At 73.1% G+C, this 17,807-nt stretch carries 17 protein-coding genes; 14 read left to right on the top strand and 3 right to left on the bottom strand.

Features of this window, described 5'->3' with window-relative positions; all coding sequences use genetic code 11:
• Window positions 1-75: 75 nt before the first annotated feature.
• From ACZ6K0_RS12485 to ACZ6K0_RS12475, 3 genes are all read left to right on the top strand, one after another.
• A complete protein-coding gene (locus ACZ6K0_RS12485; protein ID WP_376399080.1) occupies window positions 76-936 on the top strand; it encodes an aminoacyl--tRNA ligase-related protein in 861 nt (286 codons plus the stop codon).
• A 65-nt stretch (window positions 937-1,001) separates the two neighbouring features.
• Entirely contained in the window at window positions 1,002-1,265 is a 264-nt protein-coding gene (locus ACZ6K0_RS12480) for an acyl carrier protein (protein ID WP_376399077.1), read from the top strand.
• Between the two features lie 10 nt (window positions 1,266-1,275).
• The gene (locus tag ACZ6K0_RS12475) at window positions 1,276-2,097 is read left to right on the top strand and encodes a 4'-phosphopantetheinyl transferase family protein (protein ID WP_469231921.1); all 822 of its coding nucleotides are present in this window, start codon (window positions 1,276-1,278) and stop codon (window positions 2,095-2,097) included.
• A 678-nt stretch (window positions 2,098-2,775) separates the two neighbouring features.
• Here ACZ6K0_RS12475 and ACZ6K0_RS12470 read toward each other — a convergent pair.
• Both ACZ6K0_RS12470 and ACZ6K0_RS12465 read right to left on the bottom strand, forming a co-directional pair.
• Complete coding sequence (locus tag ACZ6K0_RS12470; protein ID WP_469575874.1) at window positions 2,776-4,653, bottom strand: bifunctional serine/threonine-protein kinase/glutamate ABC transporter substrate-binding protein; 1,878 nt, start codon at window positions 4,651-4,653, stop codon at window positions 2,776-2,778.
• A 109-nt stretch (window positions 4,654-4,762) separates the two neighbouring features.
• The gene (locus ACZ6K0_RS12465; RefSeq protein WP_469231920.1) at window positions 4,763-5,827 is read right to left on the bottom strand and encodes a hypothetical protein; all 1,065 of its coding nucleotides are present in this window, start codon (window positions 5,825-5,827) and stop codon (window positions 4,763-4,765) included.
• A gap of 120 nt (window positions 5,828-5,947) precedes the next feature.
• Between ACZ6K0_RS12465 and ACZ6K0_RS12460 the strand changes: the two genes are divergently transcribed.
• The 11 genes from ACZ6K0_RS12460 to ACZ6K0_RS12410 all read left to right on the top strand — a co-directional run bounded on the left by ACZ6K0_RS12460 (window position 5,948) and on the right by ACZ6K0_RS12410 (window position 17,281).
• A complete protein-coding gene (locus ACZ6K0_RS12460) occupies window positions 5,948-6,622 on the top strand; it encodes a TetR/AcrR family transcriptional regulator (protein WP_469231918.1) in 675 nt (224 codons plus the stop codon).
• 59 nt (window positions 6,623-6,681) lie between these two features.
• Window positions 6,682-7,764: an AI-2E family transporter gene (locus tag ACZ6K0_RS12455; protein ID WP_469231916.1), complete on the top strand. Its 1,083-nt coding sequence runs from the start codon at window positions 6,682-6,684 to the stop codon at window positions 7,762-7,764.
• Between the two features lie 252 nt (window positions 7,765-8,016).
• The gene (locus tag ACZ6K0_RS12450) at window positions 8,017-8,220 is read left to right on the top strand and encodes a cold-shock protein (protein ID WP_024760785.1); all 204 of its coding nucleotides are present in this window, start codon (window positions 8,017-8,019) and stop codon (window positions 8,218-8,220) included.
• Window positions 8,221-8,525: 305 nt separating this feature from the next.
• On the top strand, window positions 8,526-9,962 hold the full coding sequence (locus tag ACZ6K0_RS12445; RefSeq protein WP_469231914.1) for a DEAD/DEAH box helicase: 1,437 nt from the start codon (window positions 8,526-8,528) through the stop codon (window positions 9,960-9,962).
• 136 nt (window positions 9,963-10,098) lie between these two features.
• The gene (locus tag ACZ6K0_RS12440; protein ID WP_376399058.1) at window positions 10,099-11,406 is read left to right on the top strand and encodes a hypothetical protein; all 1,308 of its coding nucleotides are present in this window, start codon (window positions 10,099-10,101) and stop codon (window positions 11,404-11,406) included.
• 40 nt (window positions 11,407-11,446) lie between these two features.
• Entirely contained in the window at window positions 11,447-12,118 is a 672-nt protein-coding gene (locus ACZ6K0_RS12435; RefSeq protein ID WP_469231912.1) for a 4'-phosphopantetheinyl transferase family protein, read from the top strand.
• A 104-nt stretch (window positions 12,119-12,222) separates the two neighbouring features.
• Window positions 12,223-13,974: a tetratricopeptide repeat protein gene (locus ACZ6K0_RS12430; protein WP_469231910.1), complete on the top strand. Its 1,752-nt coding sequence runs from the start codon at window positions 12,223-12,225 to the stop codon at window positions 13,972-13,974.
• A 63-nt stretch (window positions 13,975-14,037) separates the two neighbouring features.
• Window positions 14,038-14,433, top strand: a complete 396-nt coding sequence (locus ACZ6K0_RS12425) for a hypothetical protein (RefSeq protein ID WP_376399050.1) — start codon at window positions 14,038-14,040, stop codon at window positions 14,431-14,433.
• A 110-nt stretch (window positions 14,434-14,543) separates the two neighbouring features.
• Complete coding sequence (locus ACZ6K0_RS12420) at window positions 14,544-15,029, top strand: SAM-dependent methyltransferase (protein ID WP_376399047.1); 486 nt, start codon at window positions 14,544-14,546, stop codon at window positions 15,027-15,029.
• Between the two features lie 96 nt (window positions 15,030-15,125).
• Complete coding sequence (locus ACZ6K0_RS12415; RefSeq protein WP_376399044.1) at window positions 15,126-15,833, top strand: response regulator transcription factor; 708 nt, start codon at window positions 15,126-15,128, stop codon at window positions 15,831-15,833.
• Complete coding sequence (locus ACZ6K0_RS12410; protein WP_376399041.1) at window positions 15,830-17,281, top strand: sensor histidine kinase; 1,452 nt, start codon at window positions 15,830-15,832, stop codon at window positions 17,279-17,281. The genes ACZ6K0_RS12415 and ACZ6K0_RS12410 overlap by 4 nt, the downstream gene beginning before the upstream one ends.
• On the opposite strand, the gene ACZ6K0_RS12405 is transcribed toward ACZ6K0_RS12410, so the two are convergent.
• Window positions 17,244-17,753: an SgcJ/EcaC family oxidoreductase gene (locus ACZ6K0_RS12405; protein ID WP_376399038.1), complete on the bottom strand. Its 510-nt coding sequence runs from the start codon at window positions 17,751-17,753 to the stop codon at window positions 17,244-17,246. The genes ACZ6K0_RS12410 and ACZ6K0_RS12405 overlap by 38 nt on opposite strands.
• Window positions 17,754-17,807 lie beyond the last annotated feature (54 nt).

Raw genomic sequence — 17,807 nt, 5'->3', positions numbered from 1 at the left:
GTCGTGGAGATGCGTCCCGACCGCCTGTCGACGCCCCCGACCGTCCGCCGCCCCACGCTGAGAGAGAGCGGTTCCATGAGTACAACCAGCAGCACAGCCCTGCCTGACGGCGGCCTGAAGAACCCCGGTCCGGGTCTGCTCACGCTGGATCCGGCCCACACCGCCCTGCTGCACGGCCTCGACGACCTGCTGACCGGTCTGGCCGCACGCCTCTCCGCCCCCGAGGTGGTCGGACCGCCGCTGCTGTCCGTGGAGGGCCTCGCGCGGCTGGACTACTTCCGCAACTTCCCCCATCTCGGGGTCTCGGCCGGACGGTTCACCCCCGAGGCGCTCGACGGCCTGGCGGCCGGCGAGAACCCCGGAGAGCTGCCGCTGCGGCCGACCGGCCACCTGCTGCCCTCCGCCACCTGCTACGGACTGCTGCTCTCCCTGGAGGGCCGGGACGTCGGCGAGGACGGGCTGCGGCTCTCCGCGACCGGCCGCTGCTTCCGCAACGAGACCCACTACGACGGGCTGCGCCGCCTGTGGGGCTTCCACATGCGCGAAGTCCTGTACCTCGGCACCAAGGAAGGCGCGGTCGAACACCTGGAGAACGGCGCGGAGTTCATCCAGGAACTGGCCGGGCGCCTCGGCCTCGAACTGACCCGGGCCACGGCCGACGACCCGTTCTACGACCGGGGCGGCTCCCGGGCCCGCCTCATGGCGCTCGACCCCGTCAAGCACGAGTTCAGCGCCCCGGACGGCACCGCCATCGCCTCCGTCAACCGGCACCGCAACTTCTTCGGCGAGCGCCTCGACATCCGGGCGGGCGCCGCGGGACCCGCGTACAGCGCCTGCGTCGCCTTCGGCGTCGAGCGCTGGGTGCACGCGATGATCCTCGCCCACGGCACCCCCGAGCAGGCCCTCGCGCGCCTCCGCGCCGCCCGGGCCGCCTGAGACCGAGCACCCCTGACCGAGCACCCGCACCACAGCACCCGTACCAGCAAGGAGTGACCCGCACCATGGAACGCATAGCCGAGTGGCTCCACGAGAAGAACCCCGGCCTCGTCGGCCCGATCGACGCCGACGAGGACCTCATCGAGGCCCGGCTCATCGACTCGATGGACTTCCTGGAGTTCATCGACCTCCTGGAAGAGATGTCCGGCGACAGCATCGACCTCCAGGAGGTCACCATCGACGACTTCCGCACGCTCAGCCGTGTGGAGCGCCGCTTTCTGACCCCCTCCGGAACGACCGCGGCCCCCGGTGCGGCCGCCGCGGGCTGAGCACGCGCCCGTGACGAGCGGCCCGCTGTCAGGCGGCCCGGACACCCGTACGGCGCTGGCCGCCGTCGCGACCACCGGCGAGGTACTGGCCCACCCGCAGCTGCACGAGGGACTCCTCGAACCGTGGGAGCGGCGGCGCCTCGCCGCGGTGCGCGTGCCGAGCCGCCGGGACGACGTGCTGGCCGCACGGCTGCTGCTGCGGCTGTGCGTCGCCCGCTTCACCGGGGGATCACTTGGGGAGTCGGCCCCGGCCCAGCTCTGCCCCGGCTGCGGGCGATCCGGCCACGGCCGGCCGTACCTCCCGGACCGCCCCGGCGTCGGAGTCAGCCTGAGCCACGCCGACGGTCTTGTCGCGGCGGCCGTCGGTCCCGGTGCCGTCGGCGTCGACGTGGAGCCCTCCACGCGCCGGCCGGGTTCCCTGTCCGTACTGGGCCGCGTGCTGCCCGAGGTGGACGTGCGGAAGGCCGCCGCGGAGCCGGACCCCGGCGCGTCCCTGCTCCGCCTGTGGGTACGCGCGGAAGCGGAGCTGAAAGCCGGCGCGGCGGGCCTCCGCCTCCTCGAATGGACGGACCCGCACCGAGCGGCCGTGGTGACGGTGGCCACCACCGCCCCCGCCACGACCTTCACTCTCGACGCGGCGGCCGGGAACCACCGGACCCAAAATCGCGCGGGCCGGAATGCCTTTCAGGCCGCCGAACCCCAGGCGGTGGTCAGCCCGTCCAGCCACGCGGGCGGGAGCTCGGCGGCGTCCCACTCCTCGTGCAGCGCCGCCGGTGCCGCCGTGAGCCGTTCCAGTACGGCGACGCTGGTGGGCGAGTGGACCAGGGAGTAGCGGCCGTGGATCGCGATGGCGCTGTCGGGGCCGTACTGCGCGTAGAGCCGTTCGAAGCGCGCGTGATGGGTCGTGGTGAACTCCGTGAGCCGACCCGGGTACCCCGCGCGCTGCCGGGGGCTCATCGTGCGGAGGACGGCGCCGAGCACCTGCTCGGTGGCGTCGGGGTCGAGGTCGGAGACGGCGGTGTACGAGAGGTAGAGCGGCGTGACCGCGACCTTCGCCCGCTCCATCTCCGCCCGCCCGACGGGCGAACGGTCGTCGGGCGAGGACACCGTCGGATCGGGGGCGAGGGCATGGCGCAGCGTGCGTTCGGCGATGACGGCGAGGTCGTCGGCGACGGCCCGGCTGCCGTCGAGCCAGCCGGCCTCGTAGAGCTCGCCCCGCTCTCCCGGCGCGCTCCGTCCGCTCCCGCCGATCTCCGTGTGGGCGAGGGCGAGGGCGCCGGCCTCCACGAGCCCGATCAGCTCCTCGGCGTCGCCGGACCAGACCCCGGCCCTGGCCAGGAGCTGGAGGAGTGTCGTCTTGGCGTTGAGGACGCTGGCCGCGTCCAGTTGCTGCCGGTCTTCGTCCGCGGCGTTCACGGGCTCCTCCTCACCCTGTCACGGGGCTCACGCCCCGCACCGGACACTAGCAGCGGACGATCACCCGAACACGGGACCCGAGGGGCACGCCGCGCTACTGCAGGGGCGGCGTGTCGGCGCGCAGGAGCGGAAGGTTCTTCCGGACGGCGGCCTTCCAGGAGCCGTCGACGATCATCTGCCCCAGCGCGGCCCGGACCTTCGCCGTGAGCGGGCTGCCCTTCGGGAGGCCGATGCCGTACGGCTCGTCGGTCGTGCGGAAGCCCGCGAGCCGGAACTCGCCCTTGAACCGGTCCTGAGCGGCGTAGCCGGCGAGGAGCGAGTCGTCGGTGGTCACGGCGTCGACCGCGCCGGACGACAGATCGGTGACGCAGCGCTCGTAGCTGTCGTACTCCGTGAGCCGGGCCTGCGGGGCGAGCGTCCGGACGTTGAGCGCGGACGTCGAGCCGACGGCCGAGCAGACCTTCCTGCCGTTGAGGTCCGCCGGGCGCGCCACGGCGGTGTCGTCCGCCCGCAGCAGGACGTCCTGATGGGCCACGAGGTAGGGGCCGGCGAAGTCGACGCGCCGCTTCCGCTCGTCGTTGACCGTGTACGTGGCCACGACGAAGTCGACGTCACCGCCGGTGAGGAGGGACTCGCGGGTGGCGCTCCTGGCCTGCTTCCACGTGATGTCGGCGGGGTCGTGGCCGAGCGCGCGGGCGACGTACACCGCCACGTCCACGTCGAGGCCCGAGAAGGTGCCGTCCGGGTTCTTCCAACCGAGACCGGGCTGGTCGAACTTGATCCCGACGGTGATCCCGGAGCCGCCGGTGGGCGCGCCCGACGACGTCGAGGCGGACGGGGAGGCGGGTGCCGAGGGCGCCACGGAGGACGGTGCGCCGCTCGCCCCCTTGTCGTCGCCGTCGCCGTGGGGCAGCAGCGACCAGACGAGTACGCCGCTCAGCGCCGCCGCCGCGACGGCCCCCGCGTACGCGGCGACCCGCCGATTCCGGGGCGGCGCGGCGGGGACGGGCGGCGCGGCGGGGACGGGCGGCGCGGCGGGGACGGGCGGCGCGGCGGGGAGGGGCGGTGAGAGCGGGTACGAGGTGGGGGCGGCGGTCGCGGCGGGTGCCGGCGCCGGGGGCTCGGTCTCCGCTTCCGCTTCCGCCTCCGCCTCCGCTTCCGCCTCTGCGAGCAGCCGGTCCAGGGTCTCGGCGTCCGGCCGCGCCGAGGGATCCCGTACGAGGACGTCCGTCAGGATCCGCGTCAGGGCCCCCGCGTTCCGCGGCGGCGGCACGTCCTCGCCGAGCACGGCCGCGAGCGTGGCCAGCGTGTTGGCCCGCCGCAGCGGATGGTGCCCCTCCACCGCGACGTACAGCATCATCGCCAGCGACCAGAGGTCGGCGGACGGGCCGCCCTCCTCGCCCTTCACCCGCTCGGGCGCCATGTAGTCGGGGGTGCCGATGATCGAACCGGCGGCGGTGAGGGCCGTCGCGCCGTGCATCGCCGCGATGCCGAAGTCGGTGAGGACCGGACTGCCGTCCGGCCGCAGCAGGACGTTCGCGGGCTTGATGTCCCGGTGCTGGATGCCCACCGCGTGCGCCGCCCGCAGCCCGGCCAGGACCCCGCGCCCGAGCGCGGCCGTCTCGGACGGCGCCAGCGGGCCCCGGTCCAGCCGGTCCTGGAGCGAGCCGCCGGTGACCAGCTCCATGACGAGCCAGGGGTACGTGTCCTCGCCGCCGTCCACGATGTGATGGATGGTCACCACATGCGGGTGGGCGATGCGGGCGAGCGCCCTCGCCTCCCGCAGGACGCGGGTGCGCAGCGCCCGGGCGCCCTCGGGGTCGTACTCGGCCAGCGCGGGGTCGGGCGGGCGTACCTCCTTGAGGGCGACCTCGCGGTGCAGCGCCGTGTCCCGCGCCCGCCAGACCGTTCCCATGCCGCCACCGCCGAGCCGTGCCACCAGCTCGAACCGACCGTCGACCACTCGCGCCACGCAGCCCCCTCACCCCGAACCCCGAAACCGTCCCGACTCTGCCACATCGGGCCGGAGCGAAGGGAGTTGATCGAAGGGAGCCGAGGGAGGGGACCCGCCCGAGGTCGGCTCAGTGCTGCCGGTGGTAGTCGGCGAGGGCGGCGAACGCGGCCTTCGGCTCCCACGGCAGATCCGGATAGGCCGTTCCGCGACCGCCGTCGAGGACCTTCACGATGCCGTAGCTGGCGAGGTCGAGGTCGTCGCGGGGGTCGCCGTCGGGACGGTGCACGTGGTCGTAGAGCGCGAACGTGAAGACGAAGGTGCTGTCGACGCCCCCGGCGTCGAAGGCCCGGAGCAGTTCCAGGACGTACGCGGCCTGGCCCTCCTCGTCACGGGCGTGGACGCCGTTGAGCCGCAGGGGGCCGGTCCTGTCGTACTCGACGATCTCCAGGCCGAGGGCGCCCCGGTCGCCCGCGCCCCGGTAGCCCGCAGAGCCGAACTCGGTGATCGCGAGCGGCTTGCCCTGAGAGCACTGAGAGCCCTGAGCACCTTGAGAGCCCTGTGGGCCGTTCGCGACCAGGTCGCGGACGCCGTCGGCGAACCCTTCGGCGTGTTCCGCCGACCGGTAGAGGTCGACGGAGACGATGTCGAAGGGGGTCCAGTCGACCCTTTCCAGCGGTACGGAGGCGTAGGTGACCGCGCCGCCGAAGCGCTCGCGGACGACGGCCGCGGCCCGGCCGAGGAACTCGTTGACCCGGGCCCCGACCACGCCGATGTGCTCGCGCACGCGATCCGGTGACTTCAGCAGCTCGACGCGCTCGTCGGTGCTGTCACCCGGCAGGAAGCCCTTGTTCATCAGGGACAGCTCGGCGCCGGCGACGAACACGACCGTCGCGCCCCGCCGCCTGACGCGCTCCGCCCGCTCGGCGCAGTCGGCGAACAGCGCCAGTATCCCGTCGGCGGTCAGTTCCAGGGGATAGGGAGAGAACCAGACCTCCAGGCCGAGGTCGGCGGCGCACGAGGCCGCGAGCTCCAGGCGGTCCGGGTCGCCGCCCATGATCCGCACGGCGTCGCAGTGCAGGTCGTCGCGGATGATCCGCAGCTCGCGCTCGACCACCTTCGCGTCGAAGTACCTGCGGGAGGTCACCCCGTCCTTGACGAAGCCGGTGTCGTAGCTGATGCCCTTGGCACGCATGGCGTGTCCCCTCCTGACGGCGCAAGTACGGTACGGCTCGTACCCTAATTGCGGTGGGGAAGGGCAGGCAAGGAAGATGCGAAGGTACGACCGGTACCGACCGAGAGATGACGGGGAACCATGGCGGACGAGCCGACGGAACCGAAGGGACCGAAGGGGCTGAACGGGCCGAAGGAACCGGCAGAACCGGCGGAGCGGGCGGGCGCCGCGCAGACGCGCCGGCGCGGGGCCGCCCTGGAGGACGCCATCCTGCGCGCCGCCGTGGACGAGCTCACCGAGTCCGGGTACGCCGGGCTGACCATGGACAAGGTCGCCGCCCGGGCCGGGACCAACAAGAACGCCCTCTACCGCCGCTGGCCCCACCGCCTCGCCCTCGGCATCGCCGCGTACCGCCGGCTCGTCACGACCGTCCCGCTCCCCGACACCGGCACCCTCCGCGGCGACGTCCTCGAACTCCTCCGGGGCGCCAACCGCCACTGGAGCTCCCCCCTCGGCGCGATCCTGCGCGAACTGCTCTCCGCCGCGGGCGGCGCGTCCGAGTTCCTCGCCCAGCTCCAGGACCAGTCGGGCGAGGCGGCGGCCGCACCCTGGCTGACCGTCCTGGGCCGTGCCGTCGCGCGGGGCGAGGCGGCCCCCGAGGCGCTCCACCCCCGGGTCGCCACCGTCGCCGTCGTCCTGCTGCGCAACGAGTTCGTCGTACGGGGCGTCCCCACCGCGCCCGACGACGTCCTCGTCGAGATCGCCGACGAGGTGTACCTGCCGCTGGTGCGCCGCCGAGGCCCGGCCCCCGGCTGACCGGGCGAATGTCGGGCCGGTGGCGTGGCGGGGCGCGCCCCCGGTGGTACCTCGTGGCCATGCAGCCAGGCACAGCACCGCCGGTGACCCCGTTCCTCCGCACGGCCGCCGCGTACGCGTGGCGGCTGTTGATCGTCGGCCTGCTCGTCTACAGCCTGTTCGCCGTCCTCGGCCGGTTCCACGAGATCGGCGTCGCCGTCTTCCTGGGCCTGGTGATCACCGCGCTGCTGCGCCCGGTCGCCGACATCGTCGCCCGAGGACTGCCCCGGCCCCTGGCGGTCGCCCTCACCCTGCTCGGCGGCATCGCGCTCGTCCTCGGCGTGCTGGCGCTGGTCGGCGAGGCCGTCGCGGGGGAGCGGACGACGCTCGTGCGCGAGTTCAAGGAGGGCATCGGCCGGATCGAGGACTGGCTGGGACGGCCGCCGTTCCGGCTGCGCCCCGAGGCGCTGTCCGACCTCCAGGCCCGGATCGGCCAGTTCCTGGCCAGCCACCGGTCGACCCTGGTCAGTACGGCCGTGAGCGGCGCGGGCCACGTGGTGGCCGTCCTCACGACCCTGGCCCTGGCGCTGTTCTCCGCGGTGTTCTTCATCCACGCGGGCGACAAGCAGTGGGCCTGGTTCCAGGACCAGCTGCCGAGGTCGGTACGGGGCCGGTCGGGGATCGCGGGCCGCGCGGCCTGGCGCACCTTCACCGGCTACACGCACGGGATCGTGCTGGTCGCCGCCACGAACGCGGTCCTGGTCGGCCTCGCGCTCTGGCTCCTCGGGGTCCCGCTCGCCGTCCCGCTCGCCCTCCTGGAGTTCGTCGCGGCGTTCGTGCCCCTGATCGGCTCGCCCGTCGCCCTCGCCGTCGCCGCCGTGGTGGCCCTCGCCTCGCAGGGCCCGGTGGTGGCGGCGATCGTGATCGCCCTGATCGTGGTCATGGGCCAGATCGAGGGGCACCTGCTGCACCCGCTCGTCATGAGCTGGGCCGTGCGGCTGCATCCCTTGGTGGTGGCCATCTCGGTCATCGCGGGCTCGATCGCCGCCGGCATCGTCGGAGCGGTCGTGGCCGTGCCGCTGGTGTCGGTGGTCTGGTCGGTCCACACGGCGCTCCGCGAGGCGCGCGGGACGCCGCAGGACGGGGCCGCAGGCCCGCTGTGACGGGGCCGAGGGGGCCCGGCCGACACGAAATTCGACGTGATCGCGGTCCAAAGAGCCACCCGGGCCATTCCCGTGATACAGTAGTTATCAGTTGCAGTTGTGGTTCCCATAGACTTCAAGTGCTTAGGTGGGTTTGTTCCCATCAGAGCACTTTTTGTATTTTCGGTGCTTTTTCCGGACGGGGCAATCATCGCGGCGACGCCGGGATTCACGCAGTGTGAATTCCGGGTAATGCCTCGAAGGAGATATCGCATGGCTACCGGCACCGTTAAGTGGTTCAACTCGGAAAAGGGCTTCGGCTTCATCGAGCAGGAGGGTGGCGGCCCCGACGTCTTCGCCCACTACTCGAACATCGCGTCCTCCGGCTTCCGTGAGCTGCAGGAGGGCCAGAAGGTGAACTTCGACGTCACGCAGGGTCAGAAGGGCCCGCAGGCGGAGAACATCACCCCCGCCTAAGCTTGACGCGTTCGACGCAGCCGGTGCCCCCCACCCCCTGGGTGGGGGGCACCGGCCGTCGCCGTTTTATCGGGCCTTGAGACCCGTCGCGGGCCGCAGGCCGCTGCCCCGCGGGGTCCCCCTCCGGCATTCCGACACCGGATGCCGAGACGTACCGCACCGTACGTACGGATGTGCCCGGATCCGTAGACGTACTGTTCTCGGCCCGTTCCTGCAATTCCTACGGCACGTTCACGCCATGGATTCCTTGATACGCGCCGCGCTCGCAGCATCGCAGCACCGTCGCATCGAGGAAGGCATCACCCATGAACCGTTCTGACCGTACGAAGGACACCCGCCGTCCGATCCCCTCCAAGGGGGAGTTCGCGCTGCCGGCCACCGTCACCCCGGCCCTGCCGCCCGCCGACACCTTCGACGCGATGGAGCTCCCCGCCGAGGTGCTGCGGACGCTGACCGACCTCGGTGTCACCACCCCGTTCCCGATCCAGGCCGCGACCCTGCCGAACGCCCTCGCGGGCCGCGACGTCCTGGGCCGCGCGCGCACCGGCTCCGGCAAGACGCTCGCCTTCGGCCTCGCGCTCCTCGCGCGGACCGCCGGCCGGCGCGCCGACGCCAAGAAGCCGCTGGCCATGATCCTCGTCCCCACGCGCGAGCTCGCCCAGCAGGTCACCGCCGCCCTGGAGCCGTACGCCGGCGCCCTGAAGCTGCGGATGGTGACCGTCTTCGGCGGCGTGTCGATCAACAAGCAGGTCGTCGCGCTGAGGGAGGGCGCCGAGGTCGTCGTCGCCACGCCCGGCCGGCTCATGGACCTCGTCGAGCGCAAGGACTGCCGCCTCGACCAGGTGCGGATCACCGTCCTCGACGAGGCCGACCAGATGACCGACCTGGGCTTCATGCCGCAGGTCACCGAGCTGCTGGGGCAGGTACCGCCCGGCGGGCAGCACCTGCTCTTCTCCGCCACGCTCGACCACAACGTCGACCTGCTGGTCCGCGAGTACCTCGACGACCCGGTGGTCCACTCCGTCGACCCCTCGGCCGGCGCCGTCACCACGATGGAGCACCACGTCCTCCAGGTCCACGGACCCGACAAGTACGCCACCGCCACCGAGATCGCGGCCCGCGACGGGCGGGTGCTGATGTTCCTCGACACGAAGCACGCCGTCGACCGGTTCACCCGGCACCTCCTGGGCAGCGGCGTCCGCGCGGCGGCGCTGCACGGCGGCAAGTCGCAGCCGCAGCGGATCCACACCCTGGAGCGGTTCAGGACCGGCGCGATCAACGTCCTCGTCGCGACGAACGTCGCGGCCCGAGGCATCCACATCGAGGACCTCGACCTGGTCGTCAACGTCGACCCGCCCGCCGACCACAAGGACTACCTGCACCGCGGCGGCCGTACGGCACGGGCCGGCGAGTCCGGCAGTGTCGTCACCCTGGTCACGCCGGACCAGCGCAAGGACGTGGCCCGCCTCATGACGGACGCGGGCATCCGGCCGCAGATCACCCAGGTCCGCTCCGGCGAGGCCGAACTGACCCGGATCACCGGTGCCAAGACCCCCTCCGGCGTCGCCATCGGCGGCAACGCCCCGGTCACCCCGGAGCGCTCCCAGCGCGGCGCGGCCTTCCGCGGCATGGGCACCGTCCCCGGGAAGCCCGGCCGCGCCAAGAACGAGTCCCGCCGCTCCGCCGAGGCCCGCAAGCAGGCCGAGGCCCGCCAGGCCGCCCGCATCCGACGCGGCGCCTGACCCGGGCGGCCCGGGAAAGGGGCTGTACCGCCAGGTCCCGCGTCTCGGACCGGTCTTGCTTCCGCGCCGGAGTCGTGATCGTATGTCCCGTCTGTTTCATGATCATGACCATGGGGGGTTACGAATGACCGGGAACATGGACCGACGTTCCGTCATACGCGGAATGGCGACGGCCGGTGCGGGCGCGGCGGGCGCCATGGCGCTGGGCGGAAGCCCGGCGTACGCGGCCGGCGCGGGGGACGACCCGTACAGCGTCGACGTCATCAGCAAGGGCGCGGACCCGACGGGCGCCACCGCCAGCGACGCCGCCTTCCGCGCGGCCGCCGCCGAGGTGCTCGCCTCCTTCCAGCCGAACCCCATCTCGGGAGCCGTCCCGAAGAAGGTGCTGGTCATCCCGCCGGGCACCTACCTGCTGACCCAGCCCGACTCGCTGCTGCCCAACGTGAACGGCGAGGGCGGCGGCGGCATCGTCGACGGTCTGTCGATCACCGGCTACGGCAAGCGGCTCTCCCGCATCGTGTACGCGCCGACCGCGGACGACACCACGCTGTGGACCAACTACCAGCGCTACAAGAACATCCGGATCTCCGGGCTGACCTTCACGAGCGAGAACGCCACGTCGAGCTTCTGCTACGCGTACTCCTCGGCCACCTACGGCGTGCAGGACACCTGGTACACCGACGTGGAGTGGCGCGGCAGCTGGAAGCGCGGCATCGGCCTCGACGGCCCGGCCACCACCTCCAACCTCAACAGCGAGATGGGCTGGGACCGTTGCCAGGTCGGCGGCTCCTACTCCGACGCGTTCCTCGTCCTGGGGATGACCACCGCCGCGACCCAGCAGGACCAGTTCCTCAACTACTGGTTCCGCGACTGCAAGGTCGAGTACCAGTCCGGGGTGTTCGTCAAGAACAACCGCGGCGGCTCGATGAACTTCATCGGCGGCTCCTACATCCTCACCGACGCCGCCTCCAACGGCACCTTCTTCCAGCTCACTTCGGACGCGCCCACCCGCTCCGACTCCACCATGCGCCTGTACGCCCAGGGCATCCGGTTCGAACTGCGCGGCCTCGGCCACAAGGTGATCGACTCCCGCTGGTACAAAGGCAGCATCAGCTTCGTGTCGTGCGACGACACCGCGCTGAGCTTCAAGTCGTGGGCGCCGGACGCCGTCACGCACACGTACGCCTACAACGCGAACGGCGACCGCGGCCCCACGGTCCGCTACACCGACTGCGCGCTGATGGGCTCGCACCAGGTCGCCACCGGCTCCGCCGCCACCACCGCCGGCAAGCTCATCTACGATGGATGCCGATTCATCGACATGACGTCCGCGACCGGCGCCACCGGCTTCCTCCGGTGGACCGGGGCGACCGCGCCCCGCTACGAGATCCGCGACTGCCTCGGCGGCGCGACCTACGTCGCGGACGTGAAGAACCCGGCCTGACGGTCCGGCCCGGCACCACCCCGTACGCGGAGGGAACACCATGATCGGCGAGCTCGTGCCCGGGTCGGTCGCCACGGAGTGGCGCCTCGACGACTCCGAACCGGTCACGCTCTTCCCCGAGGAGACGGCGCTCGTCGCCAAATCCGTCGAGAAGCGGCAGCAGGAGTTCGCCACCGTCCGGCTCTGCGCGCGCCTCGCGCTGGGCCGGTTCGGGGTGCCCGCGGCTCCCCTGACACCGGGGCCGCGCGGGGAGCCGCGGTGGCCGACGGGCATCGCCGGAAGCATGACCCACTGCGAGGGCTACCGGGCCGCCGCGGTGGCCAGGACGACGGACGTCGTGTCGATCGGCATAGACGCCGAGCCGGCCGGTCCCCTGCCGGACGGCGTCCTCGCGGTGGTGTCGCTGCCCGAGGAACGCCGTCACCTCGCCGCCCTGGACGCCCGGGCGCCGGGGGTCTCCTGGGAGAAGCTGCTGTTCAGCGCCAAGGAGAGCGTCTTCAAGACGTGGTACCCGCTGACCGGGCGCGAGTTGGACTTCGACGAGGCGGTGGTCGAGTTCACCCCGGACGACGAGGAAGGCCGCGCGGGGACCTTCGACGCCCGGCTGCTCGTTCCCGGGCCGACGGTCGGAGGCGTCCCGCACGAGCACTTCAGCGGACGCTGGCTCGCCCGGGGCGGCCTGGTGATCACGGCGATCGTCCTGACGCGCTAGCCGCCCCGACCCCGTAACCCTCCCTGGAGGGTGGTCACTTCACCGGGAATTCACGGGTGTCGGGAATCATGGCTCTCCCATCCTTTCGGGCAAGGGGGAGCGCCATGCCGCACGGGGAGACACCGGGGACGGACCGGAAGAACCGTAAGGACCCGACGGAAGAGGCGGAGCGGACCGTCGCCGTGCTGCGGCGCGCGGCGGCCACCGATCCGGACCGCCACCTCCCCGAACTCGCCTACGCGCTCCTGTCCTTGGGCTCCCTCCTCGCCGGCGACCCGGACCGTCACGAGGAGTCCATCGGTGTCCTGGGCGAGGCGGCCCGGGTGTTCCGCGGGCGGGCGGAGGACGCGTCGGACGCCCCGCTCGTCGGCCTGGCCGTCGCCCTGCACCGACAGGCCCTCAGCCTCGGCGTCGTGGGACGGCGCGAGGAGGCGCGCGCGGTGGCCCTCGAAGCCGTCGGACTCTGGCGCACGATCACGGAGCGGCGCATCGAGGGAAGCCGCGGCGAACTGGCCGCCGCCCTGGTCAATCTCGGCAACCAGCTCGCCGAGACGGGCCACCACCACGAGGCCCTCGACCGGATCACCGAAGCCGTGGAGATACGCCGCTCCCTCGTCGACCCGGCGAGCGGCGCGGGCCGCGGTGAGCTCGCCTCCGCCCTCGGGGACCTCGGCATCAAGCTGGGGGAGATGGGCCGTCAGAGCGAGGCCCTCGACGCGCTGCGGGCGGCGGTCGGCACCTACCGCGAGAGCGAGGCCGCCGCGCGGTCCCGCCCGGGCGGGACGCGGGACACCGGCGAGCTCGCCGAGCACGCGGCGGTCGCCTTCGCGGCCGCCCGCACGCTCACCGGCCTCGGACACACCGGGGAGGCCCGCCCCTACTTCGCGGAAGTGGCGGCGCTGCGCGCCGAGATCGCCGCGCGCGAGCCCCGGGCCACCGCGTTCCTCGACCACCTCCTCGCCGGTCACGGCTACGGGATCACCCGGGAGGGAAGGGTCGAACGGGCCGGGGCCGATCCCCTCGACGGAGTCGATGCCCTCGGCGAGGTCGACCGGCTGAACGCGCGCGGACTGGCCCTGGCGGACTCCGGCCGGGTGGACCTCGCCGCCGAGATCCTCGCCGAGGCCGCCGCCCTCGGCCGCGCGGCGGCCGCCGAACGCACCACCGGAAGCGTCGTCGCCCTGGCGCGGACGCTCCACAACCTCGGTCTGGTACGGGCCTGGGCCGGGCGGCGAGCGGAGGCGCTCGAAGCCGCCGACGAGGCCGTCCACCTCTGCAGGCGCGGCCTCGTCGCCGCACCCGACACCGTCCGGCCCCTCCTCGCCGAGGCCGTGGACAGCCTGGGCAGTCGGCTCGCGGTCCTCGGCCGCCACCGCGACGCCGTCGCACCCGCGACGGAGGCCGTGGCGCTCTATCGGCAACTCGCCCACACGGACCCGGGCGCGTACGAGGGCGAACTCGCCCGGGCCCTGAACAACCTCGGCATCCGGCTCACCGACAGCGACCGGCACGTCGAGGCGCTCGCCGTCACGGAACAGGCGGTCGAGCTCCAGCGCCGGCTGTACCGCCGCGACCCCGAGACGCACCTTCCCGGCCTCGTGCACGCCCTGTCCAACCTCGGGCTCAGGCTGGCCCGTGTCGAGCGGTCCGAGGACGTGGCCGGCCCCACGGCGGAGGCCGTCGGGCTGCTGCGGTTCCTCGACCGGGTCCACCCGAGCAACGACGTCGCCGCGCTCGCGGAGTCCCTCGCCTGGCTCGCCTGGTACCTGAAGAAGCGGGGCCACCGCGAAGCCGCCCGGGAGACGGCACGGGCGGCGGAGGAGCTGCGCCGCCGCGCCCCGAAGCCGGGAAGGTGACCCGTACCGTACGGGGGAGCGGGGACCGGAACCGCGGGGCCGCGGCCGGCGTCCGTACCCGACATGAGCGGTGGCGGGCGGGCGGAGAGCTGCGAGAGCGATGAGGCCGGCGAACGGGACGAGCCCGACGAGCGGGTGCTGAACGGCGTCGGCTGTGTGCTCGCCCTCGCCGGCGTCGTCGTCGCGGCGGCCTACGCGGTGCCCCGGGCCGCGTACAGCTACGACGGCGGCTTCGAGGGGCAGGACACCGACTGGACCACGGTCCTCGTCGAAGTGCCGCTGATCCTCCTCGCCGGTTTCGCCCTCCCGCCCCTCACCTGGGCGGCGGCCACGCGACGCCTGCGCCCGTGGGCGGCGGCGCTCGTCTGCCTGGCCGTCGTCGCGCTCGGGCTCTGGGGCCTGGACGCGGTCTGGCATCCGCGGCAGGGCCCCGATCCGGGGTACGGGCCGGGGATCTGACGGGCGGGGGATCCGGCGGTCCGGCCCACCAACCCGTCGCGGGCGGGAGTACGGTCGTCTTGATCATGTACGGACGAGGCCGTCCCGGCAGGAGAAGAGTGAGGACCCGCATGGCACAGGAGCAGGGCACCCCGGTGACGGTCGTCTCGCACCCGGTGGGGCACGTCGTCGGCGGGCGGGACGAGGTGCGCGACGACGAGTGGGGCGATGTCGAGTCGGTGATCCGACTGGACGCGGAGGCCTTCGGCCCCGAGGCGCTCGCCGGTCTCGACGCCTTCTCGCACCTGGAGGTCGTCTACCACTTCGACCGGGTACGGCCGGACGCCGTCCAGACCGGGGCCCGGCACCCGCGCGGCAACACGGAGTGGCCGCTGGTCGGGATCTTCGCCCAGCGCGGCAAGAACCGCCCCAACCGCCTCGGCGTCTCGCGCTGCCGGCTGATCCGCACGGACGGCCTCGACGTCCATGTGCGGGGTCTGGACGCCGTCGACGGCACACCGGTCCTCGACATCAAGCCGTACATGGCCGAGTTCGGCCCCCAGGGGCCGACCACCCAGCCGGCCTGGGCCGACGAGATCATGCGCCGCTACTACTGAGCGCGGTCCGGACCACGACGCACCGGACGACGGGGGTCCGGACGATGGCGGTCCGGTGGTGAAACGACGTACGGAAGTCGAACTAGGGTCTCTTCCGTGCGTGTACTCCTGGTGGAAGACGACGAGCCGATCGCGGAGTCCCTGCGGCGCGGGTTGCTGCGCTACGGGTTCGAGGTGGAGTGGGTGACCACGGGGGCCGCGGGGCTCGCCGTCACCACGCCCTACGACCTCGTCCTCCTCGATCTCGGCCTGCCCGACACCGACGGTCTCGACGTCTGCCGGGCCTTGCGGCTGCGCGGGGACGTGCCGATCATCGTGATCAGCGCGCGCAGCGACGAGACGGACCGGGTGGTCGGCCTGGAGATCGGGGCGGACGACTACGTGTCCAAGCCCTTCGGGGTCCGCGAGGTCATCGCCCGGATCCGGGCCGTGCTGCGGAGGGCGCGGCCCGAGAACCGGCCGTCGGGGCCGCAGAGTTACGGCGCGCGGCTGAGCGTCGACCGGAAGGCCGGGCGGGTGCGCCTCGACGGCGGCGAGGTGGCGCTGACGCCGAAGGAGTACGACCTGCTGGCCTTCCTCACGGAGGAGCCCGGTGCGCTGATGTCCCGCGAGCAGATCATGGAGGCCGTCTGGGACGCCAACTGGTTCGGGCCGACCAAGACGCTCGACGTCCATGTGGCCGCGCTGCGGCGGAAGTTGGCCGGGGCCGTCGTCATCGAGGCGGTGCGCGGCGTGGGATTCCGGCTGAACATCGCACCGGACGTGCCGGGTGACGGGCCCGTGGGTACGGCGGACCAGGCGTGATCAAGCGGCTGATCGTCAGCTACGTCGCGCTCGTCGCCGTCGCGCTCGCCGCCTTCACCGTGCCGGTCGCCTTCACGCTCACCGCCCAACTCCGCGGCGACACCGAGGAGTCCGTACGGCGGGAGGCGACCACGATGGCGCTGCTGCTCGGCGACGGGGACGAGCCCGCCCGGCAGGCCCTCGCCCGGATGGCGGGGGCGTACGCGGACGAGACGCCCGGGACGGTCGAGGTGGTGGCGGCCGACGGCAGGAGCGCGGTGCCGCCCCTGCCGCTGCCCGCGCATCCGGACGACCCGGCGATCGGCGAGGCCCTGCGGCGCGGGGTGACCACCGTCGACTGGGGCTCGCGGCTCGTCTGGGGGCCGGAGCTGGTGATCACCGTGCCCGTGTACGAGGGCCGGCACGCGGTGCCCGGTCCCGCGCGGGAGGAGGAGCGGATCGTGGGCGCCGTGCGCATCCGCTACGCGACCGCCGGCCTCACGGAGCGGCTGTGGCGGATCTGGGGCTTCCGGGCGATCCTCGCCGTCGGGGTGCTCGCGGTCGCGGCCGGGCTCGGCGCCGTCGTGGCCCGGCTGCTGACCAAACCGCTGCGCCAGCTCAACGACATGGCCAGCCGGTTCGGGGACGGCGATCTGACGGCCCGCTCGCCGGTCACGGGACCGCAGGAGACGCGGACCCTGGCCCGGACGCTCAACCAGGGCGCCGAACGTCTCGACACCCTCGTCGCCTCGCAGCGCATCTTCGTCGCGGACGCCTCGCACCAGCTGCGTACGCCGCTGACCGCGCTGCGGCTCGCGCTCGACAACATCGCGGACGGGGTCGACGACGAGTTCGTCCGCGAGGACGTGGACCAGGCGACCGCCGAGGTGGTCCGGATGAGCCGGCTGGTCAGCGGTCTGCTGGTGCTGGCCCGTGCCGAGGCGAAGGTGGCCGCGCCCGAACCGCTCGCCCTGCGCGAGCTCGTCGAGGACCGGCTGAACGTGTGGCGGCCCGCCGCCGACGAGCGCGGCGTGACGATCGTCCTCACCGGGGCCGCCGACGAGGGGCCCCGGGTGCTCGCCGGGCCCGGCAACCTCGACCAGGTCCTCGACAACGTCCTCTCGAACGCCCTGGAGGTCTCCCCGGACCGGGGGACGATCACCGTACGGGTGGAGACGTGCGGCCCGGAGGAGGCGGTCCTGGAGGTCCTCGACCAGGGGCCCGGCATGTCCGCCGCCGAACAGGCCCGCGCCTTCGACCGGTTCTGGCGCGGCCAGGGCCTGACCGGCCGCACGGGCTCCGGTCTGGGCCTGGCCATCGTCAAGCAGCTGGTGACGGACGACGGCGGCGGGGTGGCCCTGCGGGACGCGCCCGGCGGCGGCCTGTGCGTACGGATCGGTCTGCGGACGGCGGCCGAGGGGCCCCGGCGGATCAGCCCTCGGCCGGCAGCACCGAGGAGTGGTGGTTGACGATCAGCCACCGGCCGTCGCGCTTCTCGTACTCGTAGGTGTAGCGGGCGTCGACCGCCTTGGTGACGCCGGTCTTCGGGTCGGTGAGGTGGAAGCGGTAGAGACCGGCGTCTATCGCGGAGTTCCGGTCGAGGACGTGGATCACGGAGCGGACCTTCTCGCCCCTCGGCTTCTTCTGCAGGAAGTGCGCGAAGTAGTCGGCGATCTCGGCATGGTTGGTACGGATCCTGGGGGAGGCGGTCGGCAGCAGCACGGCGTCCTCGGCGTACCGGGCGGTGACCTTCTCCGGGTCGCCGGTCAGCAGCGCCGCGTTCCACTGGTCGAAGAGCGCGGCGATCTCCCGCTCACCGACCCGGCCGTGCTGCTTTCCTTCCTTCTCGTCGGCCACCCCCACCCCGGCGGCGAAGGTACCGAGCGTCGCCACGGCGAGCGAGGCGGCAAGGACGGCACGGACACGGGACTTGGGCGTCATCGGGGCTCCTGCTGCGAGTGAACGTCTCCCGAACACCGAGCGGTTCGGGTGCTG

It is taken from the genome of Streptomyces sp. NPDC042346 (assembly GCF_055581845.1).
Note: the sequence above shows the minus strand (reverse complement) of the source record. Positions and strands in the feature narration are given on the sequence as shown.

Coding starts and splice junctions, on each gene's coding strand:
- ACZ6K0_RS12450 (WP_024760785.1), top strand. CDS start 8,017: ATGGCTACCGGCACCGTTAAGTGGTTCAACTCGGAAAAGGGCTTCGGC.
- ACZ6K0_RS12485 (WP_376399080.1), top strand. CDS start 76: ATGAGTACAACCAGCAGCACAGCCCTGCCTGACGGCGGCCTGAAGAAC.
- ACZ6K0_RS12445 (WP_469231914.1), top strand. CDS start 8,526: ATGAACCGTTCTGACCGTACGAAGGACACCCGCCGTCCGATCCCCTCC.
- ACZ6K0_RS12435 (WP_469231912.1), top strand. CDS start 11,447: ATGATCGGCGAGCTCGTGCCCGGGTCGGTCGCCACGGAGTGGCGCCTC.
- ACZ6K0_RS12480 (WP_376399077.1), top strand. CDS start 1,002: ATGGAACGCATAGCCGAGTGGCTCCACGAGAAGAACCCCGGCCTCGTC.
- ACZ6K0_RS12430 (WP_469231910.1), top strand. CDS start 12,223: ATGCCGCACGGGGAGACACCGGGGACGGACCGGAAGAACCGTAAGGAC.
- ACZ6K0_RS12465 (WP_469231920.1), bottom strand. CDS start 5,827: ATGCGTGCCAAGGGCATCAGCTACGACACCGGCTTCGTCAAGGACGGG.
- ACZ6K0_RS12425 (WP_376399050.1), top strand. CDS start 14,038: ATGAGCGGTGGCGGGCGGGCGGAGAGCTGCGAGAGCGATGAGGCCGGC.
- ACZ6K0_RS12460 (WP_469231918.1), top strand. CDS start 5,948: ATGGCGGACGAGCCGACGGAACCGAAGGGACCGAAGGGGCTGAACGGG.
- ACZ6K0_RS12440 (WP_376399058.1), top strand. CDS start 10,099: ATGGACCGACGTTCCGTCATACGCGGAATGGCGACGGCCGGTGCGGGC.
- ACZ6K0_RS12405 (WP_376399038.1), bottom strand. CDS start 17,753: ATGACGCCCAAGTCCCGTGTCCGTGCCGTCCTTGCCGCCTCGCTCGCC.
- ACZ6K0_RS12455 (WP_469231916.1), top strand. CDS start 6,682: ATGCAGCCAGGCACAGCACCGCCGGTGACCCCGTTCCTCCGCACGGCC.
- ACZ6K0_RS12420 (WP_376399047.1), top strand. CDS start 14,544: ATGGCACAGGAGCAGGGCACCCCGGTGACGGTCGTCTCGCACCCGGTG.